The 26,641-nt window shown below is 73.3% G+C and carries 26 protein-coding genes; 18 read left to right on the top strand and 8 right to left on the bottom strand.

What is annotated here, in order from left to right:
* Nucleotides 1–115: 115 nt before the first annotated feature.
* From ACFXOZ_RS36140 to ACFXOZ_RS36130, 3 genes are all read right to left on the bottom strand, one after another.
* Complete coding sequence (locus ACFXOZ_RS36140) at nucleotides 116–691, bottom strand: TerD family protein (protein WP_375887783.1); 576 nt, start codon at nucleotides 689–691, stop codon at nucleotides 116–118.
* Between the two features lie 186 nt (nucleotides 692–877).
* Nucleotides 878–1,336: a peroxiredoxin gene (locus ACFXOZ_RS36135; RefSeq protein WP_380594168.1), complete on the bottom strand. Its 459-nt coding sequence runs from the start codon at nucleotides 1,334–1,336 to the stop codon at nucleotides 878–880.
* 284 nt (nucleotides 1,337–1,620) lie between these two features.
* Nucleotides 1,621–2,061 carry a DUF3052 domain-containing protein gene (locus ACFXOZ_RS36130; RefSeq protein WP_375887778.1) on the bottom strand — a complete coding sequence of 147 codons (441 nt, stop codon included), beginning with the start codon at nucleotides 2,059–2,061 and terminating at the stop codon, nucleotides 1,621–1,623.
* 517 nt (nucleotides 2,062–2,578) lie between these two features.
* Between ACFXOZ_RS36130 and aceE the strand changes: the two genes are divergently transcribed.
* Both aceE and ACFXOZ_RS36120 read left to right on the top strand, forming a co-directional pair.
* Nucleotides 2,579–5,329 (top strand): pyruvate dehydrogenase (acetyl-transferring), homodimeric type, encoded by a 2,751-nt coding sequence (aceE, locus tag ACFXOZ_RS36125; RefSeq protein WP_375887776.1) that lies wholly within the window; start codon nucleotides 2,579–2,581, stop codon nucleotides 5,327–5,329.
* A gap of 99 nt (nucleotides 5,330–5,428) precedes the next feature.
* Nucleotides 5,429–5,875 carry a nitroreductase/quinone reductase family protein gene (locus tag ACFXOZ_RS36120; protein WP_380594166.1) on the top strand — a complete coding sequence of 149 codons (447 nt, stop codon included), beginning with the start codon at nucleotides 5,429–5,431 and terminating at the stop codon, nucleotides 5,873–5,875.
* 67 nt (nucleotides 5,876–5,942) lie between these two features.
* Here the strand turns inward: ACFXOZ_RS36120 and ACFXOZ_RS36115 are convergent, their stop codons facing one another.
* On the bottom strand, nucleotides 5,943–7,550 hold the full coding sequence (locus ACFXOZ_RS36115; RefSeq protein ID WP_380594164.1) for an MFS transporter: 1,608 nt from the start codon (nucleotides 7,548–7,550) through the stop codon (nucleotides 5,943–5,945).
* A gap of 218 nt (nucleotides 7,551–7,768) precedes the next feature.
* Between ACFXOZ_RS36115 and ACFXOZ_RS36110 the strand changes: the two genes are divergently transcribed.
* From ACFXOZ_RS36110 to ACFXOZ_RS36070, 9 genes are all read left to right on the top strand, one after another.
* The gene (locus ACFXOZ_RS36110) at nucleotides 7,769–8,455 is read left to right on the top strand and encodes a TetR/AcrR family transcriptional regulator (RefSeq protein ID WP_380594162.1); all 687 of its coding nucleotides are present in this window, start codon (nucleotides 7,769–7,771) and stop codon (nucleotides 8,453–8,455) included.
* 106 nt (nucleotides 8,456–8,561) lie between these two features.
* Nucleotides 8,562–9,866, top strand: coding sequence for a sensor histidine kinase (locus tag ACFXOZ_RS36105; protein ID WP_380594160.1), 1,305 nt, complete (start codon nucleotides 8,562–8,564; stop codon nucleotides 9,864–9,866).
* Complete coding sequence (locus tag ACFXOZ_RS36100) at nucleotides 9,863–10,537, top strand: response regulator (protein WP_375887764.1); 675 nt, start codon at nucleotides 9,863–9,865, stop codon at nucleotides 10,535–10,537. Before ACFXOZ_RS36105 ends, ACFXOZ_RS36100 begins: the two co-directional genes overlap by 4 nt.
* A 139-nt stretch (nucleotides 10,538–10,676) precedes the next feature.
* On the top strand, nucleotides 10,677–11,798 hold the full coding sequence (locus ACFXOZ_RS36095) for an alpha/beta hydrolase (protein ID WP_380594158.1): 1,122 nt from the start codon (nucleotides 10,677–10,679) through the stop codon (nucleotides 11,796–11,798).
* A 32-nt stretch (nucleotides 11,799–11,830) separates the two neighbouring features.
* Nucleotides 11,831–13,081, top strand: coding sequence for an acyltransferase (locus tag ACFXOZ_RS36090; RefSeq protein ID WP_380594156.1), 1,251 nt, complete (start codon nucleotides 11,831–11,833; stop codon nucleotides 13,079–13,081).
* Nucleotides 13,082–13,328: 247 nt separating this feature from the next.
* On the top strand, nucleotides 13,329–13,643 hold the full coding sequence (locus ACFXOZ_RS36085) for a hypothetical protein (protein WP_380594154.1): 315 nt from the start codon (nucleotides 13,329–13,331) through the stop codon (nucleotides 13,641–13,643).
* A 278-nt stretch (nucleotides 13,644–13,921) separates the two neighbouring features.
* Nucleotides 13,922–14,317, top strand: a complete 396-nt coding sequence (locus tag ACFXOZ_RS36080) for a hypothetical protein (RefSeq protein WP_380594152.1) — start codon at nucleotides 13,922–13,924, stop codon at nucleotides 14,315–14,317.
* Between the two features lie 79 nt (nucleotides 14,318–14,396).
* Nucleotides 14,397–14,744, top strand: a complete 348-nt coding sequence (locus ACFXOZ_RS36075; protein ID WP_380594150.1) for an MmcQ/YjbR family DNA-binding protein — start codon at nucleotides 14,397–14,399, stop codon at nucleotides 14,742–14,744.
* A 187-nt stretch (nucleotides 14,745–14,931) separates the two neighbouring features.
* Nucleotides 14,932–16,146, top strand: coding sequence for an alpha/beta hydrolase (locus tag ACFXOZ_RS36070; protein WP_375887749.1), 1,215 nt, complete (start codon nucleotides 14,932–14,934; stop codon nucleotides 16,144–16,146).
* A 14-nt stretch (nucleotides 16,147–16,160) separates the two neighbouring features.
* Here the strand turns inward: ACFXOZ_RS36070 and ACFXOZ_RS36065 are convergent, their stop codons facing one another.
* Nucleotides 16,161–17,144: a helix-turn-helix transcriptional regulator gene (locus tag ACFXOZ_RS36065; protein ID WP_380527548.1), complete on the bottom strand. Its 984-nt coding sequence runs from the start codon at nucleotides 17,142–17,144 to the stop codon at nucleotides 16,161–16,163.
* A 150-nt stretch (nucleotides 17,145–17,294) separates the two neighbouring features.
* Between ACFXOZ_RS36065 and ACFXOZ_RS36060 the strand changes: the two genes are divergently transcribed.
* Nucleotides 17,295–17,873, top strand: coding sequence for a TIGR03086 family metal-binding protein (locus ACFXOZ_RS36060; RefSeq protein WP_375887744.1), 579 nt, complete (start codon nucleotides 17,295–17,297; stop codon nucleotides 17,871–17,873).
* A gap of 67 nt (nucleotides 17,874–17,940) precedes the next feature.
* Here ACFXOZ_RS36060 and ACFXOZ_RS36055 read toward each other — a convergent pair whose 3' ends face one another.
* Nucleotides 17,941–18,954, bottom strand: a complete 1,014-nt coding sequence (locus ACFXOZ_RS36055; protein WP_375887741.1) for an aldo/keto reductase — start codon at nucleotides 18,952–18,954, stop codon at nucleotides 17,941–17,943.
* Nucleotides 18,951–19,454 (bottom strand): MerR family transcriptional regulator, encoded by a 504-nt coding sequence (locus ACFXOZ_RS36050; protein ID WP_375887738.1) that lies wholly within the window; start codon nucleotides 19,452–19,454, stop codon nucleotides 18,951–18,953. The genes ACFXOZ_RS36055 and ACFXOZ_RS36050 overlap by 4 nt, the downstream gene beginning before the upstream one ends.
* Before the next feature lie 115 nt (nucleotides 19,455–19,569).
* Between ACFXOZ_RS36050 and ACFXOZ_RS36045 the strand changes: the two genes are divergently transcribed.
* Nucleotides 19,570–20,403, top strand: coding sequence for a serine hydrolase domain-containing protein (locus ACFXOZ_RS36045; protein WP_380527552.1), 834 nt, complete (start codon nucleotides 19,570–19,572; stop codon nucleotides 20,401–20,403).
* Nucleotides 20,404–20,405: 2 nt separating this feature from the next.
* Here ACFXOZ_RS36045 and ACFXOZ_RS36040 read toward each other — a convergent pair whose 3' ends face one another.
* The gene (locus ACFXOZ_RS36040) at nucleotides 20,406–21,182 is read right to left on the bottom strand and encodes a pirin family protein (RefSeq protein ID WP_380527554.1); all 777 of its coding nucleotides are present in this window, start codon (nucleotides 21,180–21,182) and stop codon (nucleotides 20,406–20,408) included.
* A gap of 253 nt (nucleotides 21,183–21,435) precedes the next feature.
* Here ACFXOZ_RS36040 and ACFXOZ_RS36035 point away from each other — a divergent pair, with 253 nt between their 5' ends.
* The 5 genes from ACFXOZ_RS36035 to fabF all read left to right on the top strand — a co-directional run bounded on the left by ACFXOZ_RS36035 (nucleotide 21,436) and on the right by fabF (nucleotide 26,501).
* Entirely contained in the window at nucleotides 21,436–22,632 is a 1,197-nt protein-coding gene (locus ACFXOZ_RS36035) for a PucR family transcriptional regulator (RefSeq protein WP_375888120.1), read from the top strand.
* Nucleotides 22,633–22,723: 91 nt separating this feature from the next.
* Nucleotides 22,724–23,692 (top strand): ACP S-malonyltransferase, encoded by a 969-nt coding sequence (locus tag ACFXOZ_RS36030; RefSeq protein WP_375887730.1) that lies wholly within the window; start codon nucleotides 22,724–22,726, stop codon nucleotides 23,690–23,692.
* Nucleotides 23,689–24,726, top strand: a complete 1,038-nt coding sequence (locus ACFXOZ_RS36025) for a beta-ketoacyl-ACP synthase III (protein WP_375887728.1) — start codon at nucleotides 23,689–23,691, stop codon at nucleotides 24,724–24,726. Before ACFXOZ_RS36030 ends, ACFXOZ_RS36025 begins: the two co-directional genes overlap by 4 nt.
* 81 nt (nucleotides 24,727–24,807) lie before the next feature.
* Nucleotides 24,808–25,056 carry an acyl carrier protein gene (locus tag ACFXOZ_RS36020; RefSeq protein ID WP_375887726.1) on the top strand — a complete coding sequence of 83 codons (249 nt, stop codon included), beginning with the start codon at nucleotides 24,808–24,810 and terminating at the stop codon, nucleotides 25,054–25,056.
* A 182-nt stretch (nucleotides 25,057–25,238) separates the two neighbouring features.
* Entirely contained in the window at nucleotides 25,239–26,501 is a 1,263-nt protein-coding gene (fabF, locus tag ACFXOZ_RS36015) for a beta-ketoacyl-ACP synthase II (RefSeq protein WP_375887723.1), read from the top strand.
* Nucleotides 26,502–26,641 lie beyond the last annotated feature (140 nt).

The following is a 26,641-nucleotide window of genomic DNA, read 5'->3' as shown; positions in this document are numbered from 1 at the left end:
CCGGAACCCCCCCCCGCCCCCCCACTACGCGGGGGCGCCCCCGGCCCTCGACGGTCGGGGGCCGCCCCGGTGACCGCGCAAGACCCCTGCGCCGCAGGAGGACTCAGACGAGGACTCAGACGTTGACGCCGAAGTCCTGGGCGATGCCGCGCAGGCCGGAGGCGTAGCCCTGGCCGATGGCGCGGAACTTCCACTCGCCGCCGTTGCGGTAGAGCTCGCCGAAGACCATCGCGGTCTCGGTGGAGGCGTCCTCGGAGAGGTCGTAGCGCGCCAGCTCGACGTTGTTCGCCTGGTTCACCACCCGGATGAACGCGTTGCGCACCTGGCCGAAGTTCTGGCCGCGGTTCTCGGCGTCGTAGATCGACACCGGGAAGACGATCTTCTGCACGTCGGCCGGGACGGTGGCCAGGTTGACCTTGATCGCCTCGTCGTCGCCCTCGCCCTCACCGGTCAGGTTGTCGCCGGTGTGCTCGACCGAGCCGTCCGGGCTCTTCAGGTTGTTGAAGAACACGAAGTTCCCGTCCGAACCGACCTTGCCCTGCTCGTTGCAGAGCAGCGCGCTGGCGTCCAGGTCGAAGTCCGTACCGGTGGTGGTCCGGACGTCCCAGCCCAGGCCGACCACGACGGCCTGGAGACCCGGCGCCTCCTTGGTGAGCGAGACGTTGCCGCCCTTGCTGAGGCTGACTCCCACGTGTCCTCCAAGAATCGGGAGGCACGGGTGGTGCCCCCGGGTGGTGCGGTTCTCGGCGCCGACCGACGAAAAACGGACGTACGCCGCACTCCGCCAACGGCCCGAGCGTAGTACCGGGTTCCCGTACGCACGCCCGAACGACGGGGCCGAAGGGTCGCACGGGCCCCGTGGGGCCGTCCGGGGGGCTCAGAGGCCCGCCAGGGCCTTGAGGTACTCCTGCTCGTCCCGGGCGTCCGGGAGGCCGTTGACGACGCTCCAGCGCACCGTGCCGGCCTTGTCGATCACGAAGGTGCCGCGCAGCGGGCAGCCCTTCCGCTCGTCCAGGACGCCGTAGGCCCGGGTGACCTCGCCGTGCGGCCAGAAGTCGGCCAGCAGCGGGAACTCCAGGCCCTCCCGGTCGGCGAGGACCCGCTGGGAGAACTGCGAGTCGCAGGAGACGCCGAGCACCTGGACCTCGTCGTTCTGCAGCCCGGCCAGCTCGCGCTGGATCGCGCCCAGCTCGCCGGTGCAGACGCCGGTGAAGGCGAACGGGTAGAAGACCAGGACGACGTGCTTGCGGCCGCGGAAGTCGGCCAGCCGGACCGTCTCCCCGTGCTGGGTGCTGAGCTCGAAGTCCGGAGCCTGGGTGCCGATCTCGACGGCCATGAGCGGGACCTTTCTGACGCGACCTGGCCGCGCTACGGGCACGGCAGGCGACATCCTCGCATCCGTTGACCGACGTTCGGCCGAACGGATGACGCCGCCCACCGGAAGGCCCACCCCTTCCGCCCTGAGCGAACGCACAGAACACCCGGAACACCCGACTCCCGGATCGCCCGGAGCGCCCGCGGCACCCGCACCCCCGGCCGCCCGGGGAGCCGCACGAAAAAGCGCCGAGCCCCGACGGAGGAGGTCCTCCGAAGGGGCCCGGCGCGAGGCTCGGGGCCCGTTCAGCGCTGCTTGGGCTGCTTCGCCGTGGACTTGGTCGCCAGCCGGGTCGCCGCCCAGTCCTTGGCCACCGCGATCGAGCTGGTCTGCGACAGGCCGGAGGTCTTCGCCGCGTCCGCGATGTCGGACGCCTCGATGTGGCCGTCCCGGCCGGTCTTGGGCGTCAGCAGCCAGATCAGCCCGCCCTCGGCCAGGTACTCCAGGGCGTCCACGAGGGAGTCGGTGAGATCCCCGTCCTCGTCGCGGTGCCACAGCAGGACGGCGTCCGCGACGTCGTCGTAGTCCTCGTCGACGAGCTCCGTCCCGGTGATCTCCTCGATGCCCTCACGGAGATCCTGGTCAGTGTCTTCGTCGTACCCCAGCTCCTGGACGATCTGGCCTTCTTCGAAGCCGAGACGGGTCGCCGGGTTGGACTTGTCCGCGGGGTCCGCGGTCGCGCTCACGGGAATAACCTCCAGTATTCGGCCCGGCATCCATGCCGAGGCTGTGGCCGTAGTCCACACGGGCGCGGCGGTTCGCGCAAGTACCCGACCGCCGATCCCCCCCAAAGGTTGACGTGTCGCAGCGGGACACGCCGGGCGAGGTGTCGGGAATCACACCGATTTGCCCTTCTCTGCGTGGGACAAGGATGCTTCGGGTGGTCCCGGCCCACAGGCCGTACGCGTGCCCGAGATGCGAACGGCATTCGGGGTCCGCGCGTGCGCGGGCGTAGAGTCTCCTGTTGGCCCTCACCCCGGCCGCCCGCCATCGGGCGGACGGGACACCAGGTCGGACCACCTCTTTTCGTAACACCCGGGGGTGTGCGGAGCGGACGAAGAAGCCCGCGACGCGCACCACCAGACCGTTCCGTCCACCAGGCGGAACGGTTACCGATCGGTAGAGATGACGGATCTCCGAGCGCGGTAGCACGATGGAGGCGGCGCGACACACCTCAGTTTCGACCGACAGTGAAGGAACAGCGTGGCTTCCGGATCCGATCGCAACCCGATCATCATTGGCGGCCTTCCGAGTCAGGTCCCGGACTTCGATCCCGAGGAGACCGCGGAATGGCTGGAGTCGCTCGATGCGGCCATCGACGAGCGGGGGCGTGAGCGTGCCCGTTACCTGATGCTGCGGCTGATCGAGCGCGCCCGCGAGAAGCGTGTCGCCGTGCCCGAGATGCGCAGCACGGACTACGTGAACACCATCGCGACCAAGGACGAGCCGTTCTTCCCCGGCAACGAGGAGATCGAGCGCAAGATCCTCAACGCGACCCGCTGGAACGCGGCCGTCATGGTCTCCCGGGCGCAGCGCCCGGGCATCGGCGTCGGTGGGCACATCGCCACCTTCGCCTCCTCCGCGTCGCTGTACGACGTCGGCTTCAACTACTTCTTCCGCGGCAAGGACGCCGAGGGCGAGTCGGGCGACCAGATCTTCTTCCAGGGCCACGCCTCCCCCGGCATCTACGCCCGCGCCTTCCTGCTGGACCGACTCACCGAGCAGCAGCTCGACGCGTTCCGCCAGGAGAAGTCGAAGGCCCCGTACGGCCTGTCCAGCTACCCGCACCCGCGGCTGATGCCGGACTTCTGGGAGTTCCCGACCGTCTCGATGGGCCTCGGCCCGCTCGGTGCGATCTACCAGGCGCGGATGAACCGCTACCTGGAGCACCGGGGCATCAAGGACACCTCGGACTCGCAGGTCTACGCCTTCCTCGGCGACGGCGAGATGGACGAGCCCGAGTCGCTCGGCCAGCTCTCGCTGGCCGCCCGTGAGGGCCTGGACAACCTGACCTTCGTGGTCAACTGCAACCTGCAGCGCCTGGACGGCCCGGTCCGCGGCAACGGCAAGATCATCCAGGAGCTGGAGTCCCAGTTCCGGGGCGCCGGCTGGAACGTGATCAAGCTGGTCTGGGACCGCAGCTGGGACCCGCTGCTCGCGCAGGACCGCGACGGCGTCCTGGTCAACAAGCTGAACACCACGGTGGACGGCCAGTTCCAGACCTACGCCACCGAGACCGGCCAGTACATCCGCGACCACTTCTTCGGCGGCGACCTGCGCCTGCGCGCCATGGTCGAGAACATGACCGACCAGCAGATCCAGCACCTGGGTCGCGGCGGCCACGACCACAAGAAGATCTACGCGGCGTTCAAGGCCGCCCGCGAGCACCAGGGCCAGCCGACGGTCATCCTGGCCCAGACGGTCAAGGGCTGGACGCTGGGCCCCAACTTCGAGGGCCGCAACGCCACCCACCAGATGAAGAAGCTGACGGTCGAGGACCTCAAGCGCTTCCGCGACCGGCTGCACCTGCCGATCACCGACAAGCAGCTGGACGAGGGCTACCCGCCCTACTACCACCCGGGCCGCGACTCGGAAGAGATCCAGTACATGCACGACCGCCGCAGCGAGCTGGGCGGCTACGTGCCGACCCGCAAGGTGCGCCCGCGCAAGCTGGAACTGCCCGGCGACGACGCGTACAAGGCGGTCAAGAAGGGCTCCGGCAACCAGACCATCGCCACCACCATGGCGTTCGTCCGGGTGCTCAAGGACCTCATGCGGGACAAGGGCATCGGCAACCGCTTCGTGCCGATCGCGCCGGACGAGTACCGCACCTTCGGCATGGACTCGCTGTTCCCGTCGGCGAAGATCTACAACCCGCTGGGCCAGACCTACGAGTCGGTCGACCGCGACCTGCTGCTGGCCTACAAGGAGTCGCCGACCGGCCAGATGCTGCACGACGGCATCTCCGAGGCCGGCTGCACCGCCTCGCTGATCGCCGCCGGTTCGTCCTACGCGACCCACGGCGAGCCGCTGATCCCGGTGTACGTCTTCTACTCGATGTTCGGGTTCCAGCGCACCGGCGACCAGTTCTGGCAGATGGCCGACCAGCTGGCCCGCGGCTTCGTGATCGGCGCCACCGCCGGCCGCACCACGCTGACCGGTGAGGGCCTGCAGCACGCCGACGGCCACTCGCACCTGCTGGCCTCGACCAACCCCGGCGTCGTCGCGTACGACCCGGCGTACGGCTTCGAGATCGCGCACATCGTCCAGGACGGTCTGCGGCGGATGTACGGCTCCAGCGCCGAGCACCCGCACGGCGAGGACGTGTTCTACTACATGACCGTCTACAACGAGCCGATCAAGATGCCGGCCGAGCCCGAGAACGTGGACGTCGAGGGCATCCTCAAGGGTCTGCACCGGTACGCGCCGGCCACCGCCGGCCAGATCCCGGCCCAGATCCTCGCCTCCGGCGTGGCCGTGCCGTGGGCCCTGGAGGCCCAGCGCATCCTCGCCGAGGAGTGGAACGTCAAGGCCGACGTCTGGTCCGCGACCTCCTGGAACGAGCTGCGCCGCGACGCGGTGGAGGCCGAGGAGTTCAACCTGCTGCACCCCGAGGAGCAGCAGCGGGTGCCGTACGTCACCCAGAAGCTCCAGGGCGCCGAGGGCCCGGTCGTCGCCGTGTCCGACTGGATGCGCGCCGTTCCGGACCAGATCGCCCGCTGGGTGCCGGGCCAGTACCAGTCGCTGGGCGCCGACGGCTTCGGCTTCGCCGACACCCGCGGTGCGGCCCGTCGCTTCTTCCACATCGACGCGCAGTCGGTCGTCCTGGGCGTGCTCACCGAGCTCGCCAAGCAGGGCAAGATCGACCGCTCGGCGCTGAAGGACGCGATCGACCGCTACCAGCTGCTGGACGTGACCGCGGCCGACCCGGGTGCCGCCGGCGGCGACGCCTGATCACCCGCTAGCGCCTGAGAGGGGCCGGACTCCCGTACGGGGTCCGGCCCTTCGGCGTTCCCGCCCCGGACACCCGGGTCAGGTCCTACGCTCGACGCCATGACGAACCGGAGCACGCACCACCACCCCGAACCCGCCGACGGCGTGGGAGAGTTCAACCGCAAGGTGATCGCCGAGTTCCGGGCCGGCGCGGGGGTGGTGGGCGGCGACCTCGCCGGGATGCCGCTGCTGCTGCTCACCGTGGTCGGCGCCCGCAGCGGCGAGCCGCGCACCACCCCGCTGGTCCACCTGCCGGACGGCGAGCGGCTGGTGGTCTTCGCCTCCAACGGCGGCAGCGACACCGACCCGGTCTGGTACCGCAACCTGGTCGCCCACCCGGAGGTCACCGTCGAGCTCGGCACCGAGCGCTACCCGGCCGTGGCGGCCGCGGTCGACCCGGCCGAGCACGACGCGCTCTGGGCCCGCCAGTCGGCCGCCCAGCCGCAGTTCGCCGAGTACCGCGAGGCCGCCCGGACGATCCCGCTGGTGGCCCTCACCCGGGTCTGAGCGGCACCCCGGGCAGCACGACGGCCCCGGTCTCCCCCACGGAGTCCGGGGCCGTCCGCCGGCCGGCTCAGATGTGCACGGCCGGGCCCGCGTCGGTCTCGCCGCGGCGGGTCAGCAGGGCCAGCAGGGCGGCGCCGAACGCCACCACCGCGGCCACCATGAAGGCCAGCGACATTCCGCTGACGAAGGACTGGTGCACGGCGCCGGCCATCAGGTCCACCGCCTGCTGCGGGGTACCGGGCGGGGCCGGCGGGGCGATGCCCAGCTGGGCGGCCTGCTTGAGGCCCGCGGCCGCCTGCGGGTCCTCGACCGGCGGCAGGCCGGCCTTGGCCCAGTTGCCGGGCAGCACGTCGCCGACCTTGGCGGCCATCAGGGCGCCCAGCACGGCGGTGCCCAGGCTGCCGCCGACCTGCATCGCGGCCTGCTGGAGGCCGCCGGCCACGCCGGACAGCTCCAGCGGGGCGTTGCCGACGATGACCTCGGTGGCGCCGACGATGACCGGGCTGATGCCGAGGCCCATCAGGACGAACCAGAGCGACATCACGCCGGTGCCGGAGCCGGTGTCCAGGGTGGACATGCCGACCATCGCCCCGGTGGTGAGCAGCATCCCGACCATGATCGGGATCCGCGGGCCGAGCTTGCCGATCGCGAGGCCCGCCAGCGGCGCGCCGACGATCATCATGCCGGTCATCGGCAGCAGGTGGACGCCGGCGTCGACCGGCTTCATCCCGTGCACGTTCTGGAGGTAGAAGGTCACGAAGAAGATCGCGCCGAAGAACGCGAAGGCCATCAGCACCATCAGCAGCACGCCCGCCGACAGCGGCACCGAGCGGAACAGGCTCAGCGGGATCAGCGGCTCCTTCGCCCGGCCCTGCCAGAGCGCGAAGAGCACCATCAGCAGCACCGCGCCGCCCAGGAACAGCAGCGTCCGGGCGTCGCCCCAGCCCCACTCGGGGGCCTTGATGATCCCGAAGACCAGCGCGAACATCCCGACCGAGAGCAGCCCGATGCCCGGCAGGTCGAAGGACTTCGCGGCGTTCTCGGCCCGGACGTCCTTGAGGATCCACAGGCCGAGGGCCACCGCGGCCAGGCCGACCGGGATGTTGATGAAGAACACCGACTCCCAGTTGACGTGCTCGACCAGCAGGCCGCCGACGATCGGGCCGGCCGCGGTGGACGCGCCGATCACCCCGCCCCAGATGCCGATCGCCATGTTGAGCTTGTCGGCCGGGAAGGCCCCGCGCAGCAGGCCGAGCGCGGCGGGCTGGAGCAGCGCGCCGAACAGGCCCTGGAGGACGCGGAAGGCGATCACGGTCTGGATGTTGCCCGCGAAGCCGATCGCGGCCGAGGTGGCGGCGAAGCCGACCGCGCCGACCAGGAAGGTGCTCTTGTGGCCGAAGCGGTCGCCGATCTTGCCGGCGGTGATCAGGAAGACCGCGAGCGCCAGCAGGTAGCCGCTGGTGACCCACTGGATCTCGGAGGGCGCGGCCTTGAGCTTCTCCTGGATCACCGGGTTGGCGATCGCGACGATCGTGCCGTCCAGGGCGACCATCATCACGCCGACCGCGACGGTCAGCAGGGTCAGCCAGGGGTGCCCCTTGAGCCCTCCCCCGGCCGGCGGCTTCGACGGCGGCGCCGCGTCCGCCTCGGAGTTCTTGACGACGGACTGACTCATCTGGGCCCTCCGGGGGCGTGACAGAGACCGGCACGTGGTGGTGGCGCTGCGACGACCCACCCGTCCCCACGAGTGCCCGGCCGACGAGCGCCACTCCGGGCAGATTATGTCAGCGACTGACATTCGGCAAACAGTGACTTGTGGCCGGAACTGCCATTTGTCAGGCGGCTAAGGTTGTGCTCCCACCCGCCACACCCGCGCCCCGGAAGGCCCCCGCCATGGCCGCTCGCACCCCCCGCCCCGTCGGCACCCCGGAGGGCCTCGGCCGGGCCCCCGGCCTGCGCGAGCGCAAGAAGCAGCAGACCCGGGACGCCCTGGTGCAGGCCGCCCACGCGCTCTTCCTCGGCCAGGGCTTCGCCAGGACCACCGTCGACGAGATCGCCTCCGCCGTCGACGTCTCCCAGCGCACCTTCTTCCGCTACTTCGCCAACAAGGACGAGGTCGCCCTCGCCGTGATGGCCGACGCCGAGGACTACTTCATCCACTGCCTGCACCACCGGCCCGCCGAGGAGACCCCGCTCCAGGCCCTGCGCGCCTCGATCGTCCAGGCCTGGCGCGACCTCGGGAACGCCCGGGCCTCCGGCCCCAACTCCATCGGCAGCGCCCTCGAACTGCTGCGCATCATCGAGGACACCCCCGCCCTGCTCGCCGCCCACCTGCGCCGGGTCACCGAGCAGGAGCGGCTGGTGGTCCAGGTGCTCGCCGAACGCGAAGGACTCGACCCCGCCGAGGACCTGCGCCCGGTCGTGCTCGCCGCCGTCTTCGGCAGCCTGCTGCGCGCCGCCCACCTCTCCTGGACCGCCGAGCAGGAACCGGCCGGCCCCGAGGGCATGGTCGTGGTGATCGAGCGCTACTTCGACCAGCTCGGCCCCGCCCTGGCCGGCCACTGGCGCGACCGCCCGTAACGCCCGCCCGTAGTACCCGGGTACCACCCCGTACCCGGGTGGTACCCGGAGGTTCGCGCTCCAGTCCGACGCGCGACCCGGGCCCGTGCTCCTAGGCTGGCCCGCGATGAAGACGCTCACCGCCGCCGACGCCCGCAGGTTCGCCGCCCGACAACTGCGCACCCTGCGGCAGAACCTGACCATCCCCAGCGAGAACGAGACCCCGCTGCTCGGGAACTCCCGCCGACGCTGGGTGCGCAGGATCCCGTTCGCCGTCGCGATCATCCTCCAGGCCTCGCTGATCCCCTCCGGGATCGCCACCCTGGTCGGCTTCTACGGCCTGGTGCTGCCGGTCGCCGCCGCACTCACCGTCGCCCAGACCACCCCGCTGTTCCTCGCCATCACCCGCCCGCTGGCCGCCTGGTGGATCAGCGCCCCCACCCTGGTCCTCACCGCCGCCATCACCGCCCGCCACCACCAGCTGATGGGCAGTTGGCCGTGGACGGCACCGATGATCATCGCGTACCTCTTCCTGCTGCTCGCCCTCGGGCTGCGCGAGCGCCGGGCCACCGTGGTCTCGGTCTGGATCGCCACCTTCCTGCTCACCGTCCTCACCACCACCCTCGGACTGCCCCGGGCCGGCGACGGCACCACCGTGCTGCTGATCGCGCTCAGCGGAGCCGTCCTGCTGCTCGGCTGGGCCGTGCAGGACCGCGCGGTCGCCCGCCGGCTGCTCACCGAGCAGGAGCAGATCAGCGAGGTGGAGCGCGAGCGGCGCACCCTGCTGGAGGAACGCGCCCGGATCGCCCGGGAGTTGCACGACGTGGTGGCCCACCACATGTCGGTGATCGCGGTGCAGGCCGCCAGCGCGCCGTACCGGATCCAGGGCGTCCCGGACGACGCCGCCGAGGAGTTCACCGCGATCGCCGGCACCGCGCGCGAGTCGCTGGCCGAGATGCGCCGGCTGCTCGGGGTGCTGCGCAGCGAGGACGCCTCCGGGGAGAAGGCCCCGCAGCCGGGCGTGGCCCAACTCACCCAGCTGGTCGAGACGGTGGGGCGGGCCGGGGTGCCCGCCGAACTGGCCGTGGACGAGGGGCTGGCCGAGCTGGTGCCGCAGGCCGTCGGCCTCTCCGTCTACCGGATCGTCCAGGAGGCGCTGGCCAACGTGGTCCGGCACGCCCCCGGCGCCCGGACCTGGGTGTCGCTGTCGGCGGACGGCCCGGAACTGCGGCTCACCGTGGTCAACGCGCCCCCGTCCCAGCACACCGAGTCGCTGGAGGCCTCGGTCGAGGGCACCGGGCACGGCCTGGTCGGCATGCGTGAACGCGTCCGGCTGGTCGATGGCAGGCTGGACACCGGCCCGCTGCCCGACGGCGGCTTCAAGGTGGCCGCCGTCCTGCCGCTCGACCCACCCCAGGAGACACCCGCATGACCATCCGCGTGATCATCGTCGACGACCAGGCCATGGTGCGGGCCGGCTTCGCCGCCCTGCTCAACGCGCAGAGCGACATCGACGTGGTGGGGGACGCGGCGGACGGCGCCCAGGCCCTGGAGGTCACCGGCCGCACCCACCCGGACGTGGTCCTGATGGACGTCCGGATGCCCGTCATGGACGGCCTGGAGGCCGCCCGGCGACTGCTCGACCCCGACGTCCCCGGCGCCCACCGGCCCAAGGTGCTGATGCTGACCACCTTCGACGTGGACGACTACGTGTACGAGGCGCTGCGCGCCGGGGCCAGCGGCTTCCTGCTCAAGGACGCCCCGCCGGCCGACCTGATCGCCGCGGTCCGGGTGGTCGCGGCCGGCGAGGCCCTGCTCGCCCCCTCCGTCACCCGGCGGCTGATCGCCGACTTCGCCCGCACCAAGCCCGCCAGGCGCCGCGACCCCAAACTGCGGCTCAACGGCCTGACCCCCCGGGAGACCGAGGTGCTGGGGCTGATCGCCCGCGGCCTGTCCAACCAGGAGATCGCCGCCCAGCTGGTGCTCGCCGAACAGACCGTCAAGACCCACATCGGGCGCATCCTCGGCAAGCTCGACCTGCGCGACCGCGCCCAGGCCGTGGTGCTGGCCTACGAGTCAGGCCTGGTGACCCCCGGCGAGTAAGGGGGGTTGTCCCCCTCATACCCCGGTAGCACCGGGTAGTTGGCCCCGCGGTGTGACGTCCGCGGGGCCGTCGTCTTCCTACCTTCCTCCTCGTCGAAAGCCGAAGCCGGCTGCCGAACGGACGAGGGAGAACAGGGACATGCGCAAGCTCCGTACCAAGCGGGCGCTCGCCGCCACCGCGCTGGCGCTGGCGGCTGTGCTCGGCGCGGGTGGCTGGGCCGCCGACACCCAGGCCGCCGTCACCGGCCCGCCGCCCGGCAGCGCCGCCTGGACCGCCGACACCGCACTCGGCCTGCGCCTCCCCGACCCGGCCACCAGCACCCCCGCCCAAGTCGCCGCCTTCTTCGCCGGGTTGACGCCCGCCCAGCAGCAGGCCCTGGCCGCCCGACACCCCCTGGTGGTCGGCAACCTGGACGGCGCCCCGGTCCCGCTCCGGTACCGGGCCAACACCCTGGCCCTCACCGCCGAACGCGACCGGGAACTCGCCCGGACCACCGACCCGGCCCTCACCCCGCAGGACCAGCAGGCCGCCCGCACCCGCGCCGAGCGCTACCGCACCCTGCTGGACGGCGGCCGGCAGGTCCTCGCCTTCGACCCGCGCGGCCGCGGCCAGGTCGCCGAGGTGTTCGGCGACCTCACCACCGCCCCCCGCACCGCCGTGATCGTCCCCGGCTCCGACATCGACCTGCTCACCTTCGACCGCGCCACCGAGCCGTACGGCACCCCCGTCGGCATGGCCCGCGCCCTGTACCGGGCCACCGACGGGCGGACCGCCGTGATCGCCTGGGCCGGCTACACCACCCCGGTCGGCGTCGGCGTCGACGCCGCCACCGAGGACCTCGCCCGGGCCGGCGCCGACCGCCTCGACCGGTTCCTGGACGGACTCGCCGCCAGCACGACCCCGCAGGCCCCGCCCACGGTGTTCTGCCACAGCTACGGCTCGGTGGTCTGCGGCCTGGCCCGCCCGACCCCCGCCCGGGCCTCCGGCCTGGTGGTGCTCGGCTCGCCCGGCATGGGCGTGGACTCGGCCGCCGACCTCGACCCCGCGGTGCCGCTCTGGGCCACCGCCCGCAACGACTCGGACTGGATCGGCGACGTGCCCAACGTCCGGTTCCTCGGCCTCGGCCACGGCGCCGACCCGACCGACCCCGGCTTCGGCGCCCGCCCGCTGCCGTCCACCGGATCCCACGGCCACACCGGCTACTTCACCCCCGGCACCGCCTCCCTCGCCGCCTACGCCGCCATCGCCCAGGGCCGCTGAGCCCCACCCCCCGCCAAGGAAGGAGCACCACCATGGCCCGCCCCACCAGCACCCTGCCCCACCCCGTCGCCGCCCTGCGCCGCGCCGCCGCGAAGGTCGACGCGAAGACCCCCGCGAGCCGCGACCGCGCCCTGGACGGCCTGCGCGCCCTCGCCCTGCTCTCCGTCCCGATCGGCCACTGGATGCTCGGCGGCCTGACCCTCTCCGCCGACGGCGCCCTGCACAACGCCAGCCCGCTCTCCGCCCTGGGCGGCCTCGCCCCGGCCAGCTGGGTGCTCCAGATGCTCGGGGTGTTCTTCCTGGTCGGCGGCCACTCCTCGGTCCGCTCGCTGGAGCGGGCCCGGGAGAAGGGGCTGACGTACGGGAGTTGGCTGCGGGCCCGGACGGTCCGGCTGCTGCGGCCGGTGCTGGGGGTGACGGCGGTGTGGGCGCTGCTGATCCCGCTGCTGCCCCGGCTCGGGGTGCCCGCGGACACCCTGCGCACCGGCGCCACCCTGGTGGTGCAGCCGCTCTGGTACATCGGGGTGTACCTGGCGCTGACCGCGCTCACCCCGCTCTGCGTGGCCTTCGGGCGGCGGCTCGGCCCGTGGTCGGCGGGCCTGCTGGTGGCCTCGGTCGCGCTGGTCGACCTGCTGCGGTACGGGCCGTGGGCCGAGGCGGTGCCGTCCTGGCTGGGGCTGCTGAACCTGCTGCCGGGCTGGATGTTCGGCTACCAGCTGGGCGTGCTGTGGGCGCAGGGCCGGCTCGGCCGGTCGGCCGCCCGGGTGCTGCTGTTCGGCGGCGCGGCGCTGTTCGCGGTCCTGCTGGTGGCGTTCCACTACCCGGCGAGCATGGTCGGGGTGCCGGGCGTCGAGCGGACCAACTCGCACCCGCCGTCCCTGCTGGTGCTGGCCCTGGCCGCGGTGCAGTGCGGCGCGGCGGTACTGCTGCGGGAGCGGCTGGGCCGGCTGCTGACCCGCCGTCCGCTGCTGTGGCTGCCGGTGGTGGCGGTCAACCTGTCGGCGATGACGATCTTCTGCTGGCACCAGAGCGCGATGCTCGCGGTGGCGGTGCCCGGCGCAGCCGGCCTGGGCGCCCTGCCGGGGCTGACCACCGCGCCGGACTCGCTCGGCTGGGTGGCCGCCCGGCTGGCCCTGCTGCCGCTGTTCGGGGCCGCCCTGGTGACGATCGGGTGGTTCACCCGGCGCTTCGACGGGCCGTGGACGGCCTTCTCCCGGGCCGGCAAGGCGCTGGCGGGCGCGGCGGCGGCGCTGTTCGCCGCGTACGCGCTGGGCATGGTGTGACACCCCGGCGACCACGCCGGCGATCACCGCTCCGAAGGGGCGCGCAACCGAACGGTGCGCGCCCCTTCGGCCGTTCCAGCGCATCCCCGGAAGGGGCACCGCTCCAAGGGAGGCACGGCACATGCGCGCCACCACGCACTGTGATGTTCTGTGACGGTCGGCAACCATCGCCGGACCGCGCCCGCCCACGGCCCGTCCGTCCGCATTCGCCCCCTCCCCGAACACCCCTCCCTCCCCGAGGAGATCCATGCCCCCGTCCCCGTCCCGCCCGCGGTCCCGGCCCCCGGGCCGCCACCGGCTGCCGGCCGCCGCCGTGGTCCTCGCGGTCACCACCGGAAGCCTGTTGAGCGCCGCCGCCCCGGCACTCGCCCACGGCGGGGACGACCTCGCCCCGCACGTCGACTCCCGCCGGGTCGCCGAGGAGGTGCGGCAGGACGAGGTCGCCGCCCTCGGCCGGGAGCACGCCGAGGAGCACGCCCGGATGCGCGCGGCCGTCCGCGGCGTCGGCGACTACCCGCAGACCACCCGCAGACCACCCGCACCAACCGGTACAACGCCCTGACCGCCTCCCAGGCCCAGCTCAACAAGGCCTTCGCGCCGGAGACCTTCGGCGCCTTCAAGGAGTACTTCCCCTCCCCCGACTTCGGCGACCACGTCGCCCTGCTGCCCACCGGCAAGGTCCTGCTGTTCTCCTTCGAACGGATCGAGACCAACCCCGAGAAGGAACCCGCCCCCACCCAGACCATCGGCAAGGAGAACGCCGGCCGGGCCTTCCTCTGGGACCCGGCCAAGGGCACCGGCAAGGACGCCTTCCGGCGGGTCGACCCGCCGGTCCCGGACATGCCGGACGGCCTGGACGAGCCCCGCCCGGTGCCGTTCTTCTGCTCCGGGCACTCCTTCCTGCCCAACGGCATGCTCGGCGTCTTCGGCGGCAACCTGGGCGGCAACGGCGGCACCGGCGCCAAGCTCTCGCTGGTCTTCGACCCGTGGACGGAGACCTGGACCCGCAACCCCGACATGTCGGTGGGCCGTTGGTACCCCTCGGTGGTCACCGGGGCCGACGGCCGGGACTGCTTCCTGCCCGTCCCGGACCGCCAACGGGTCAGCGGCAGCAGCGAGTTCTGGGTCTTCTGCGGCCAGAGCTACCGCCGGATCTCGGTCGCCGACGGCAGCGGGCACCCGGACCGGCTGGTCGACGGCGACCGGACCTGCGACAACTGGGCCTCGCTCGGCTGAGCGCCGCCCGCGCCCCGCGCCCCCGCGCCCACCCGGGGGTGCGGGGGCGCGCAGCGGGGCCCTGCTCTACCCTGCCGCCATGGTGACGTTCGACGAGTTCCGCGCGATGGCCCTGGCCCTGCCGGAGGCCGTCCAGGAACCGACCTGGGGCATCCAGACCCTGCGGGTGCGCGGCAAGGTCTTCGCGATGGGCGACCCCGACGGCGACAGCGTCACCGTCAAGGCCACCCGCGAGGACCAGGCCGAACTGATCGCCGCCGAGCCCGAGGTGTTCTCCTTCGCGCGCTACGTCGGACGCCACGGCTGGGTGAGCGTCCGACTGGACCTGGTCGACCCGGAGGAGCTGCGCGACGTGGTCACCGAGGCCTGGCGGCGGACGGCCCCCAAGCGGGTGGTCTCCGAACATGACGCCCGCCACTCCGCTTAGCACCGCCGGAACGGCCACACAAGGACGTCGGGAGGACACTCCCGGTTCATGTGATCCATCCCACAGTTTGGGCGTGTCCGTCACCCTCCTGTGACCTCTACGCTTTCCCAGGGAAGTCAGCAAGTCCATTTCGCACCCTCCGGGCACCGCCCGAGAAACGGTGACGGGCCCCAAGGGAGTTGGTGCGGTGCGCAACCGTCGACGCTGGAAGCGGGTACTGATCGGGGCGTTCGCGGGTTGTGCCGTGCTCGCCGACGCGGGTGCCTCGGCAGCCGCCGCCGCGGTCTCCTCGGAGCAGCTGGCGATCTCCACGCCTCCGGCCGGCAGCGCCGCCTGGATCCAGGACCACTCCTTCGGCCGCGTCCTGCCCGACCCGGCCACCACCAGCCCGGCCGACGCCGCCGCCTTCTTCGCCTCGCTCGCCCCCACCGAGCTGGACCGGCTGATCAAGGACTACCCGCTGGTCGTCGGCAACTACGACGGCGCCCCGCTGGACCTGCGCTACCGCGCCAACCGGATCGCCCTGGCGAACGAGCGCGACGCCGCCCGGGCCCGCGCGGCCGACAAGAAGCTGGACGCCGACACCCGCGCCCTGGCCGTCTCCCGCGCCAACGACGTCGACCACCTGCTCACCCCCGACCGGCAGGTCCTCGCCTTCGACCCGCGCGGCCGCGGCCTGGTCACCGAGGTCTGGGGCGACCTCGCCGACGCCGAGCACGTCTCCGTCATCGTCCCCGGCTCCGACGCCGACCTCGGCCACTTCGACCAGGCGGCCGAGCCGCTGCGCTCCCCGGCCGGCATGGCCCGCGCCCTGTACTCTGAGGAGCAGCGCCAGGCCCCGGGCACCCGCACCGCCGTGATCGCCTGGACGGGGTACGTCACCCCCTCGGGCCTCGGCCCGGACGCGGCCACCTCCCGGCTCGCCGACGTCGCCGCGCCCCGGCTGGAACGACTGCTGGCGGGCCTGCGGGAGACCACCCGCCCGGACGCGCCCCCGGCGCTGCTCTGCCACTCGTACGGCTCGGTGGTGTGCGGCACCGCCGCCCCGAAGATCCCGCGGGCGGCCGCCTCGCCGTCCGACACCTCCGGCATCACCGACATGATGGTGTTCGGCAGCCCGGGCATGGGCGTGCAGTCGGCCGACGAGCTGGGCAGCGGCGTCCACGTGTGGGCCACCCGCAACCCCAGCGACTGGATCGGCAACGTCCCGTTCCTGGAGGTCGGCAAGCTCGGCCACGGCGCCGACCCGACCGGCGGCGGCTTCGGTGCCGAGCAGATCTCCTCCGCCCGCGCGGCCGGCCACAACGGCTACTTCACCGACGGCACCGACAGCCTGCACAACTTCGCGGCGATCTCGCTCGGCGACTACCGCGACGTCGTCCGGCCCCAGTCCAACTCCTAGGCCCTGTTGGGGCGTCACTGCTCCTGGTACAGCCGCAGGGCCTCCGCCGCCGCCCGCGCCAGCTCGCGCCGGGCGGCCGGCGGGCCCAGCACCTCGACCTCGGCGCCGAAGGCCAGCAGCGAGCGGACGGCCGCCGCGGACGGGAAGGCCATCGCCAGCTCGACCCACTCCTCGGCCACTCCGCTGTCCGTCTCCGGCGGCAGGGCCGTGACCCGGCCGCCGTGGATGCGCAGGAACATGTCCAGCCGCCCGCGCCGCACCCGCACCGGTACCGGCACGTCCACGGGCAGCCGCTCCACCTGCTCGCGCAGCGCCGCCCACACCTCGCCGAGCGCCACCCCGGCCCGGCGGCGCACCGCCTCCTCGGCGGTCTCGGCGGCCAGCACCCGGTCGGCCCGGAACAGCCGCGGCTCGCCGTGCAGATCGGCCACCAGGTACCAGACCGCGGCCTTGTTCACCAGGCCGTACGGGTCGACGGTGTACTCCACCGGCGCGGGCGCCCCGCTGTGCCGGTAGCGCAGCCGCAGCCGCCGGTCGGCGAAGACCGCGTACTGCAGCTCGCCCAGGTCCGGCGGACTGCCGGCGCCCGCCTGCGGGTTCTGCATCCAGCGTGCCGGGTCGACCAGGATCCGCTCGCTGACCCGCTCGGCGGCCGGGCGGTGCGGGGCGGGCAGCGCGGCCATCACCTTGCGCAGCGCCGAGCCGAGCGCACCGTCCAGCCCGAGGTCGCTGTGGGCGCCCTGGGCGGAGAGCACGAACAGGGCCCGCGCCTCGTCGGCGGTCAGCCCGGTGACGTCGGTGCGGTAGCCGGGCAGCAGGTTGATGCCGCCGTGCCGGCCGCGTTCGGTGAACACCGGCACCCCGGCGGCGGAGAGCGACTCGACGTCCCGGTAGATGGTGCGGACGGACACCTCCAGCCGTTCGGCCAGTTCGGTGGCGGGCACCCGGCCCCGGGTCTGGAGCAGCAGCAGGATCGAGAGCAGGCGGTCGGCCTTCATGGCTCCAGGATCCCAAGAATCCTGACGGCACTTGTCAGGTTTTACTGGGAGATTGCGTTCCGAGCCCGACCGAACGGTCCGGGCAGGGGCCGCCCCCGGCAGAGGGCCGCCCCGAGCAAGGACCGCACCGCACCCAGGAGTTGACCGAAGATGAACGCCGTCCAGGACGCCCGCCCCCAGTACCTCGCCGCCCTCGGCCAGTTGGCGCAGCTGGTCGCCGCCGTCACCCCCGCCGACCTCGACCGGCCCACCCCGTGCGACGAGTACACGCTGCGTCAGCTGCTGAACCACGTGGTCGGCGGCATCCACCGGTTCGCCTACATGGGCGAGGGCGGCCTGGCCGCGGACATCCTGCCCGGCATCGAGGACCCGGCGGACGACGGCTGGCCGGCCGCGCTCGCCCGGGCCGCCGCCCGCGCCACCGCCGCCTGGGCGGACGACGCCAAGCTGGGCCGCCCGACCTCCGCACCCTGGGGCGAGGTGCCCGGCGGGATGGTGGTCGGCGGCTACGTGATGGAGACGGTGACCCACTCCTGGGACATCGCCACCGCCCTCGGCAACGGCTTCGCCCTGGACGAGGGGCTGGCCCGCACCGCGCTGGCCGTCGCCGAGCTGGTCCTGCCGCCCGAGGGCCGGGTCGAGGGGGTCCCGTTCGGCGCGGTGCTGCCGGTCGCCGAGGACGCCGACGTGCACGCCCGGCTGGCCGCCTGGACGGGCCGCAAGGCCTGAGGCCGCACAACCCGTGCGGGGCCGGGGAGGTCGACGACCCCCGGCCCCGCACGGCTGTACCACCCGACTACTCGCGCCCGACCGAGGTGTTGCTCATGTCCGCGTAGCGCTCGCCCGCCACCCGGCCGGCCAGCGGCTCCAGCAGCGCCAGCTCCTCCGTGCTCAGCCGCAGGGCGACCGCACCGGTGTTCTCGGCGAGCCGGCTGCGCTTGCGGGTGCCGGGGATCGGCACCACGGTCAGCCCGTGAACCTGGGCCCGCTGCTGGACCCAGGCCAGCGCGACCTGGGCGAGCGTCGCGTCGTGGGCGGCGGCGATCTCCCGCAGCGGGGTGAGCAGTTCGCCGTTGGCGACGGCGTTCTCCCCGGTGTAGCGCGGGCTGCTGCGGCGGAAGTCGCCCGCCGTGAGGGTCGCCGCGTCCTGGAAGGCGCCGGTCAGGAAGCCCCGCCCGAGCGGCGAGTACGGCACGAAGGCGACGCCCAGCTCGGCCGCGGCCGGCACCGCGGAGCGCTCGACGTCCCGGGCGAACACCGACCACTCGGACTGCACCGCGGCGATCGGGTGGACGGCGTGCGCCTCGCGCAGCTCGGCCCCGGTCACCTCGGACAGCCCCAGCCGCCGCACCTTGCCGGCCTTCACCAGCTCGGCCATCGCGCCGACCGAGTCGGCCAGCGGCACGGCCGGGTCACGGCGGTGCATGTAGTACAGGTCGATCGTCTCCACGCCGAGGCGGCGCAGCGAGCCCTCCACCGCGGTGCGGATGTACTCCGGGTCGTTGCGGATGGCCCGGCGGCTCGGGTCCTCCTCGCTGCGGTCGATGGCGAACTTGGTGGCGATGACCACCCGGTCGCGGTTGGCGCGGACGAACGGGGCGAGGAACTCCTCGTTGCGGCCGTGGCCGTACATGTCCGCGGTGTCGAACAGGGTGACGCCGGCCTCCAGCGCGGCGTCCAGGGTGGCGCGCGCCTCGTCGGAGTCGGTCGGGCCGTAGAACTCGCTCATGCCCATGCAGCCGAGGCCCTGGACGCCCACCAGCGGGCCGTCGGTGCCGAGGGGTGCGGTGGGGAGGACGGGGTGAGTCATGCGCTCTGCTCTTCCTCTACTCGGTGGTGCTGGCTTCGGACGGGGGCGCCGGCACTGTCGGCGATCCTCCCGGCATAGAGATCGATCTTGTGGTCGAGGACGGCCAGGGTGGCCTGGAGGTCGACGATCCGCTGCCGGACCTCCTCGCGCTGGGTCTCCAGCAGCTCCCGGCGCTCGACGTAGGTCTCGTCGCCGCGGCGGGCCATGTCGACGTACCTGAGCATGTCCGCCACCGACATCCCGGTCAGCCGCAGCCGGCCCAGGAAGGCCAGCCGGCGCAGGTCGCCGTCGCAGTAGCGGCGCTGGCCGCCGGCCGCGCGGTCGACCGGGTCGAGCAGGCCGATCCGCTCGTACCAGCGGAGCGTGTGGGCGGTCAGCCCACTGACGGCGGCGACCTCGCTGATGGTGTGCCGCGGGGTCCGGTCCGGCTCACTGTCCTGGCCGTTGAAGACCTCGGCGCAGCTGCGCAGACCGGCCCGGGCCCGTACGGGTGTGGCCATGATCGATTCCCCCTGTCCTGTGCCGACGACGCTACCGAGTTGGAGTGCACTCCAAGCAAGCCACCCACCCGGGTGCCCCCGCCACCCGACCGGACCGCACATTAGAGTCGACCGCATGGAGAGCTTGCGGATGATCGACAACTGGCCCGTGCCCCACGCCGCCGCCGCGGTGGTCCGGGGGTCGGACGGCGCGGTGCTGGGCGCCCACGGCCCGCAGCAGCACCTCTTCCCGCTGGCCTCGGTGACCAAGCTGCTCACCTCCTACGCGGCCCTGGTCGCCCTGGAGGAGGGCGTGTTCGAGCTGGACGACCCGGCCGGCCCGCCCGGCTCCACCGTCCGCCACCTGCTCGCCCACACCTCGGGCCTCGGCTTCGACGAGGACCGGCTGTTCTCCGAGCCCGGCAAGCGCCGGCTCTACTCCAACGCCGGTTTCGACGTGCTGGCGGCCACCCTGGCCGAGGCCGCCGGGATCGCGTTCCACCGGTACGTCGCCGAGGCGGTGTTCGAGCCGCTGGGCATGCACGACACCCTGATCAACACCGCGAGCAAGTCCCCGGCCGGCGCCGGCGGCCTGTCCACGGTGGCCGACCTGGCCCGGTTCGCCGCCGAGCTGCAGTCCCCGAAGCTGCTGGACCCGTCCACCGTCCGGCGGGCCACCCGCGAGGTCGCCTTCCCCGGCACCAGCGGCGTGCTGCCCGGCTACGGGCACCGCCGCCCGAACGACTGGGGCCTCGGCTTCGAGATCCGCGACGGCAAGAGCCCGCACTGGACCGGCACCGCCAACTCCCCCGAGACCTTCGGCCACTTCGGCCAGTCCGGCACCTTCCTCTGGGTCGACCCGCGGGCCGGCGCGGCCTGCGTCGCGCTCACCGACCGGGACTTCGGCCCCTGGGCCGTGGAGGCCTGGCCGCCGCTGTCCGACGCCGTCCTCGGCGAACTGCGGGGCTGACCTCAGCCGTACGAGACCGGCGAGTGCATCTCCCAGAGCAGGAGTTCGGCGCCGGTCTCCCCGGCCGCCGGGTCGGCGAAGGCCTCGCCGGTGACCCGCACGCTGTCGCCGGGCGCCATCGACCGCCCGGCGCCCTTGGGCCCGGGCACGGTCCGGTAACCCAGGGAGCCGGCCGTCAGGTGGGCGTACCGCCAGGGCGCGGCGGGCAGTTCGGGCAGCGGCTGCCAGGGGCCGGCGGTGGCCAGCCAGAGCGCGGCGTCGCGGCGGCGCAGCCGCAGGGCGTCCGTCCCGGCGTCGCGTTCCAGGCCGGAGGCCAGCAGCGTCAACCCGCCGTCCGCCCGCTCCACCTTGCGCAGCCCGTACGCGGGGGCGGCGTCGAACTCGTCCGGCTGCAGCCACATCTGGACGAAGCGCACCGGCCCGGTGGCGCCGCCGACGTTGCGCTCGGTGTGGGTGACCCCGGAGCCGGCGCTGAGGTGCTGGACCATGCCCGGGCGCACCACCCCGCCGTGGCCGTGCGAGTCCCGGTGGGCCAGCGCGCCCTCCAGCACCCAGGTGAGGATCTCGGTGTCCCGGTGCTTGTGCTCCTCGAACCCGGCGCCGGGCGCCAGGAGTTCCTCGTTGCACGCGAGCAGCGCGCCGAAGTGGGTGTTCTTCGGGTCGTAGTGGCCGGAGAAGGAGAACGCGTGTCGGGTCTCGATGCCCTCGGCGGGGGTGGAGCGGTAGCGCTCGGCGGTGCGGCGCTGGTCGGCGCGGGGGCGGGCGGCGTCGTCGGTCACGCCCCTCACCGTACTGCTCCGGACGGCGCGCGCCGGGGCGCGGACGCGCCCCGCGCCCCGGGGCCGTGAGCGGCACCACCGTGCCCCCGCACCGGGGGGTGTGCACGAGCAGTCACTCGCGTGAGGCAGTCTTGTCCTTGTGCCAGCCGCTTCCGCGAACTCCAAGAGCGAACCCACGCCGCCCGCCGAACCCACCGGGAAGAGCCCGGCTCCCCGGACCGCCCGCGACCGCCCCGGCCGCCCCGCCCCCCGTCTGACCGCCCAGGAGCGCCGGAACGCCGCCGAGCGGGCCGAGCGCCGGGCCGCGACGCTCAAGCGGCTGGAGAAGTCCTCGGGGAAGCTGGCCACCGCCGCGATCTCGCGGATGGACGACCAGCTCGGCTGGTACCGGCGGATGCCGCCGGAGCACCGCTCCTGGATCGGCCTGGTCGCCCAGGCGGGCATCGCCGCCTTCACCGAGTGGTACCGCCACCCGGAGGCCGCCCGGGCGATCTCCACCGACGTCTTCGGCACCGCCCCGCGCGAGCTGACCAGGGCGATCACGCTGCGCCAGACCGTGGAGCTGATCCGCACCACGATCGAGGTGATGGAGGAGGCCATCGAGGAGGTGGCCGCCCCCGGCGACGAGGCGGACATGCGCGAGTCCGTGCTGGTCTACGCCCGGGAGATCGCCTTCGCCACCGCCCAGGTGTACGCCCAGGCGGCCGAGGCGCGCGGCGCCTGGGACGCCCGGCTGGAGGCGCTGGTGGTGAACTCCCTGCTGTCCGGCGACGCCGACGAGGGCGTGCTGTCCCGGGCGGCCGCCCTGGGCTGGGGCCAGCCCAGCCAGGTCCGGGTGGTGATGGGCAGCGCCCCGGACGGCGACAGCGAGCTGGTGGTCGAGGCGATCCGCCGGGCCGCCCGGTACGCCAAGCTGAACGTGCTGACCGGGGTGCTGGGCAAGCGCCTGGTGGTCGTGGTCGGCGGCGAGAAGGAGCCGGTGCACGCCGCCCGGGCGCTGATCGGCCAGTTCGCGCCGGGCCCGGTGGTGATCGGCCCGACCGTGCCGGACCTGCTCTCGGCGACCCGCTCGGCGCACGCCGCCGCGTCCGGACTGCGCGCCTGCGCCGCCTGGCCGGACGCCCCGCGCCCGGTGCTCGCCGACGACCTGCTGCCCGAACGGGCGCTCGCCGGGGACCAAGCCGCCCGCCGCCAGTTGGTGGAGGAGATCTACACACCGCTGGACGAGGCCGGCTCCGCCCTGCTGGAGACGCTGAGCGTCTACCTGGAGCAGGCGTCCTCCCTGGAGGGCGCGGCCCGAATGCTCTTCGTGCACCCCAACACGGTGCGCTACCGGCTACGACGTGTGACCGACGTCACGGGGTACGCCCCCTCCGACGTACGTTCGGCGTTCACCCTGCGGATCGCACTGGCCCTCGGCCGGCTCACCGCCGCCGGGGAGCCCGGTTGAGCCGGGGTGTAGGGACCATACAATCCCGGATGGTTTTCTTCGTTACCGTCGCCTACCCGCCCCCGGGCGCCTGGCGAGAGAGGGTTGAACCGTGCTCGTAATCGTCGCCCCTGGACAGGGTGCCCAGTCCCCCGGTTTCCTCAGCCCCTGGCTGGAGCTGGACGGTGTCGCCGACCGCCTGCGCCGTTGGTCGGAGCCCGCCGGGCTCGACCTGGTGCACGCCGGGACGGAGGCCTCCGCCGAGGAGATCAAGGACACGGCCGTCGCCCAGCCGCTGCTGGTCGCGGCCGGTCTGGTGACCGCTCGCGCGCTGTTCCCGGACGAGGACGTCGCCCGCAAGCTGACCGGCGCCGTCGCCGGCCACAGCGTCGGTGAGATCACCGCCGCCGCCCTCGCCGGCGTGTTCGGCGCGGCCGAGGCGCTGACCTTCGTCCGTGAGCGCGGCCTGGCCATGGCCGAGGCCGCCACCGTCACCGAGACCGGCATGACCGCCGTGCTCGGCGGCGACCCCGAGGTCGTCGCGGCGAAGCTGGCCGAGCACGGCCTGACCGCGGCCAACAACAACGGCGGCGGCCAGATCGTCGCGGCCGGCACGCTGGTCCAGCTGGAGGCCCTCAAGGCCGACCCGCCGGCCGGCGCCAAGCTGATCGCGCTCAAGGTGGCCGGTGCGTTCCACACCGAGCACATGGCCCCCGGTGTCGAGCGGCTCGCCGCGCTGGCCCCGAGCCTGGCCGTGGCCGACCCGCAGGTCACCTACGTGTCCAACAGGGACGGCGGGGTCGTCGACTCCGGCGCCGAGGTGCTGGCCCGCCTGGTGTCGCAGGTCTCCAACCCGGTCCGCTGGGACCTCTGCACGGAGACCCTCGGCCGGCTGGGCGCGACCGCCGTGATCGAGCTGTCCCCCGCGGGCACGCTCACGGGGCTGCTCAAGCGCAACCTCAAGGGCGTGGCCACGCTCGCCCTGAAGACCCCCGCCGACCTGGACAAGGCCCGTGCGCTCATCGCGGAGCACAGCGGCCAGGAGCAGCCGGACCAGCAGGACCAGGAGGACCTGGCATGACCAAGCCCCAGATCCGCCCCGCCACCGGCGCGCAGTACTCCCGGATCCACGGGGTCGGCGGCTACCGCCCGGTCCGGGTCATCCCCAACTCCGAGGTCCTGGAGTGGATCGACTCCTCGGACGAGTGGATCCGCACCCGGAGCGGGATCGCCGAGCGCCGCTGGGCGGGCCCGGAGGAGAGCGTCGCCGAGATGTCGCTGCAGGCCGCCGGCAAGGCCGTCGCGCAGGCCGGCATCTCCGCCGAGCAGATCGGCGGCGTGATCGTCGCGACCGTCTCGCACCTCAAGCAGACCCCCGCGATCGCCACCGAGATCGCCGAACGGCTCGGCTGCGGCACCGCCCCGGCCTTCGACATCTCGGCCGCCTGCGCCGGCTTCGGCTACGGCCTGGGCCTGGCCGACGGCATGATCCGCGGCGGCAACGCCGAGTACGTGCTGGTGATCGGCGTCGAGCGGCTCAGCGACCTGACCGACAAGTCGGACCGCTCGACCGCCTTCATCTTCGGCGACGGCGCCGGTGCCGCGATCGTCGGCCCGTCCGACACGCCGGGCATCGGCAAGCTGATCTGGGGCTCGGACGGCTCGCAGTCCGACGTCATCAGCCAGACGCAGGCCTGGGACACCGCCTTCGCCAAGCCCGACGCCATCAACGGCCCGGGCGAGGAGCAGGACCACAAGTGGCCGGCCCTGCGGATGGACGGCCAGCCGGTGTTCCGCTGGGCGGTCTGGGAGATGGCCAAGGTGGCCCAGCAGGCGCTGGACGCCGCCGGGATCACCGCCGACCAGCTCGGCGCCTTCATCCCGCACCAGGCCAACATGCGGATCACCGACGCCATGATCAAGGCGCTCAAGCTGCCCGCGTCGGTGCCGGTCGCCCGCGACATCGCGGAGACCGGCAACACCTCCGCGGCCTCCATCCCGCTGGCGATGGAGCGCATGCTGGAGTCCGGCGAGGCCCACAGCGGCGACCTCGCGCTGATCATCGGGTTCGGGGCGGGTCTCGTCTACGCCGCGGCAGTCGTTACGCTCCCCTAGGCGCGTTTCGCCCCACCCCATCCACAAGCCCGTGCCCGGCCGACGGTCGGACACGTTCAACACCGAAGAGGAGCAGCCGGTATGGCTTACACCAAGGACGAGGTCCTGGAAGGTCTCGCCGAGATCGTCAACGAGATCGCCGGTATCCCGGGCGAGGACGTCCAGGAGGACAAGTCCTTCACCGACGACCTGGACGTCGACTCGCTGTCCATGGTCGAGGTCGTCGTGGCCGCCGAGGAGCGCTTCGACGTCAAGATCCCGGACGACGAGGTCAAGAACCTGAAGACCGTCGGCGACGCGGTGAACTACATCCTCACCAACGCCGCCTGAGCGATCGACTCGTACGAGTCGCCCAGTCCGTCCGGCGTGACGCACGCCCAGGACGGCTGACCCGTCGGCCCGGCTCCGAGAGCCAGGTCGACCCGCCGGCCGGGACGCCCCACCGGGCGCCCGGCCGGGCCCTTCTTCGGCTCGCCGCCGACCCCGCACGAAACGTGAAAGAAGAGAAACCAGTGACCGCTGAGAACCGAACCGTGGTCGTCACGGGTATCGGCGCCTTCACGCCGCTGGGCGGCGACGCCGCCACCACCTGGGAGAACCTGATCGCCGGGCGCTCCGGAGTGGCGGCGCTGACCGAGGAGTGGGCCCAGGACCTGCCGGTCCGGATCGCCGCACGCACCGCGGTCGAGCCGGGCGAGATCCTGCCCCGCCCGCTGGCCCGCAAGCTCGACCGCTCCGCCCAGTTCGCGCTGATCGCCGCCCGCGAGGCCTGGGCCGACGCCGGCTACGAGACCCCGGCCACCGACGAGTCCTCCAAGCTCGCCCCCGAGCGCCTGGGCGCCGTGATCGCCTCCGGCATCGGCGGCGTGACCACCCTGCTCGACCAGTACGACGTGCTGCGGGAGAAGGGCGCCCGCAAGGTCTCCCCGCACACCGTCCCGATGCTGATGCCCAACTCCCCGGCGGCCAACGTCGGCCTGGAGGTCGGCGCCCGCGCGGGTGTGCACACCCCCGTCTCCGCCTGCGCCTCCGGCGCCGAGGCGATCGGCTACGCGATCGAGATGATCCGCAGCGGCCGCGCCGACGTCGTGGTGGCCGGCGGCACCGAGGCGGCCATCCACCCGCTGCCGATCGCCGCGTTCGCCAACATGATGGCGATGTCCAAGAACAACGACGAGCCCGAGCGTGCCTCGCGCCCGTACGACAAGGCCCGGGACGGCTTCGTGCTGGGCGAGGGCGCCGGCGTGGTCGTGCTGGAGTCGCTGGAGCACGCCGAGGCCCGCAACGCCCGGATCTACTGCGAGGCCGTCGGCCAGGGCCTGTCCTCGGACGCCCACCACATCGCCCAGCCCGAGCCGACCGGTGCCGGTGTGGCCCGCGCGCTGGCCGACCTGTTCGACCGCAACGAGCTGGACAAGGCCGAGATCGTGCACGTCAACGCGCACGCCACCTCGACCCCGCAGGGCGACACCGCCGAGCTCAAGGCGCTCCGCAAGGAGCTGGGCGAGGACCTCGACCACATCCTGGTCTCCGCCACCAAGTCGATGACCGGCCACCTGCTGGGCGGCGCCGGCGGCATCGAGACCGTCGCCACCGTGCTGGCGCTGCACCACCGGATCGCCCCGCCGACCATCAACGTCGAGGAGCTGGACGACGAGGTGGACGCGAAGGTCGTGACCGAGGCGACCCCGCTGCCCGAGGGCCGGATCGCCGCGCTGAACAACTCGTTCGGCTTCGGCGGCCACAACGTGGTGCTGGCCTTCCGCACCCGCTGACGCCCGTGACGGAGGGGCGGGGGCGCGGGTGGGGCGCCCGGCCCCCCCGCGGGGGGGGGGGTCCCCCCCCCCCACGGCGGGTGTGCAACTGCCCTGCGCCGTCCGGGCCGTGGAGGTCCACGGTGACCCCGTCCCGGTCC

This window comes from Kitasatospora sp. NPDC059160 (assembly GCF_042755465.1).
Lineage (GTDB): Bacteria > Actinomycetota > Actinomycetes > Streptomycetales > Streptomycetaceae > Kitasatospora.
The sequence above is the reverse complement of the archived record's forward strand: the minus strand, read 5'-3'. Positions and strand labels throughout refer to the sequence as shown.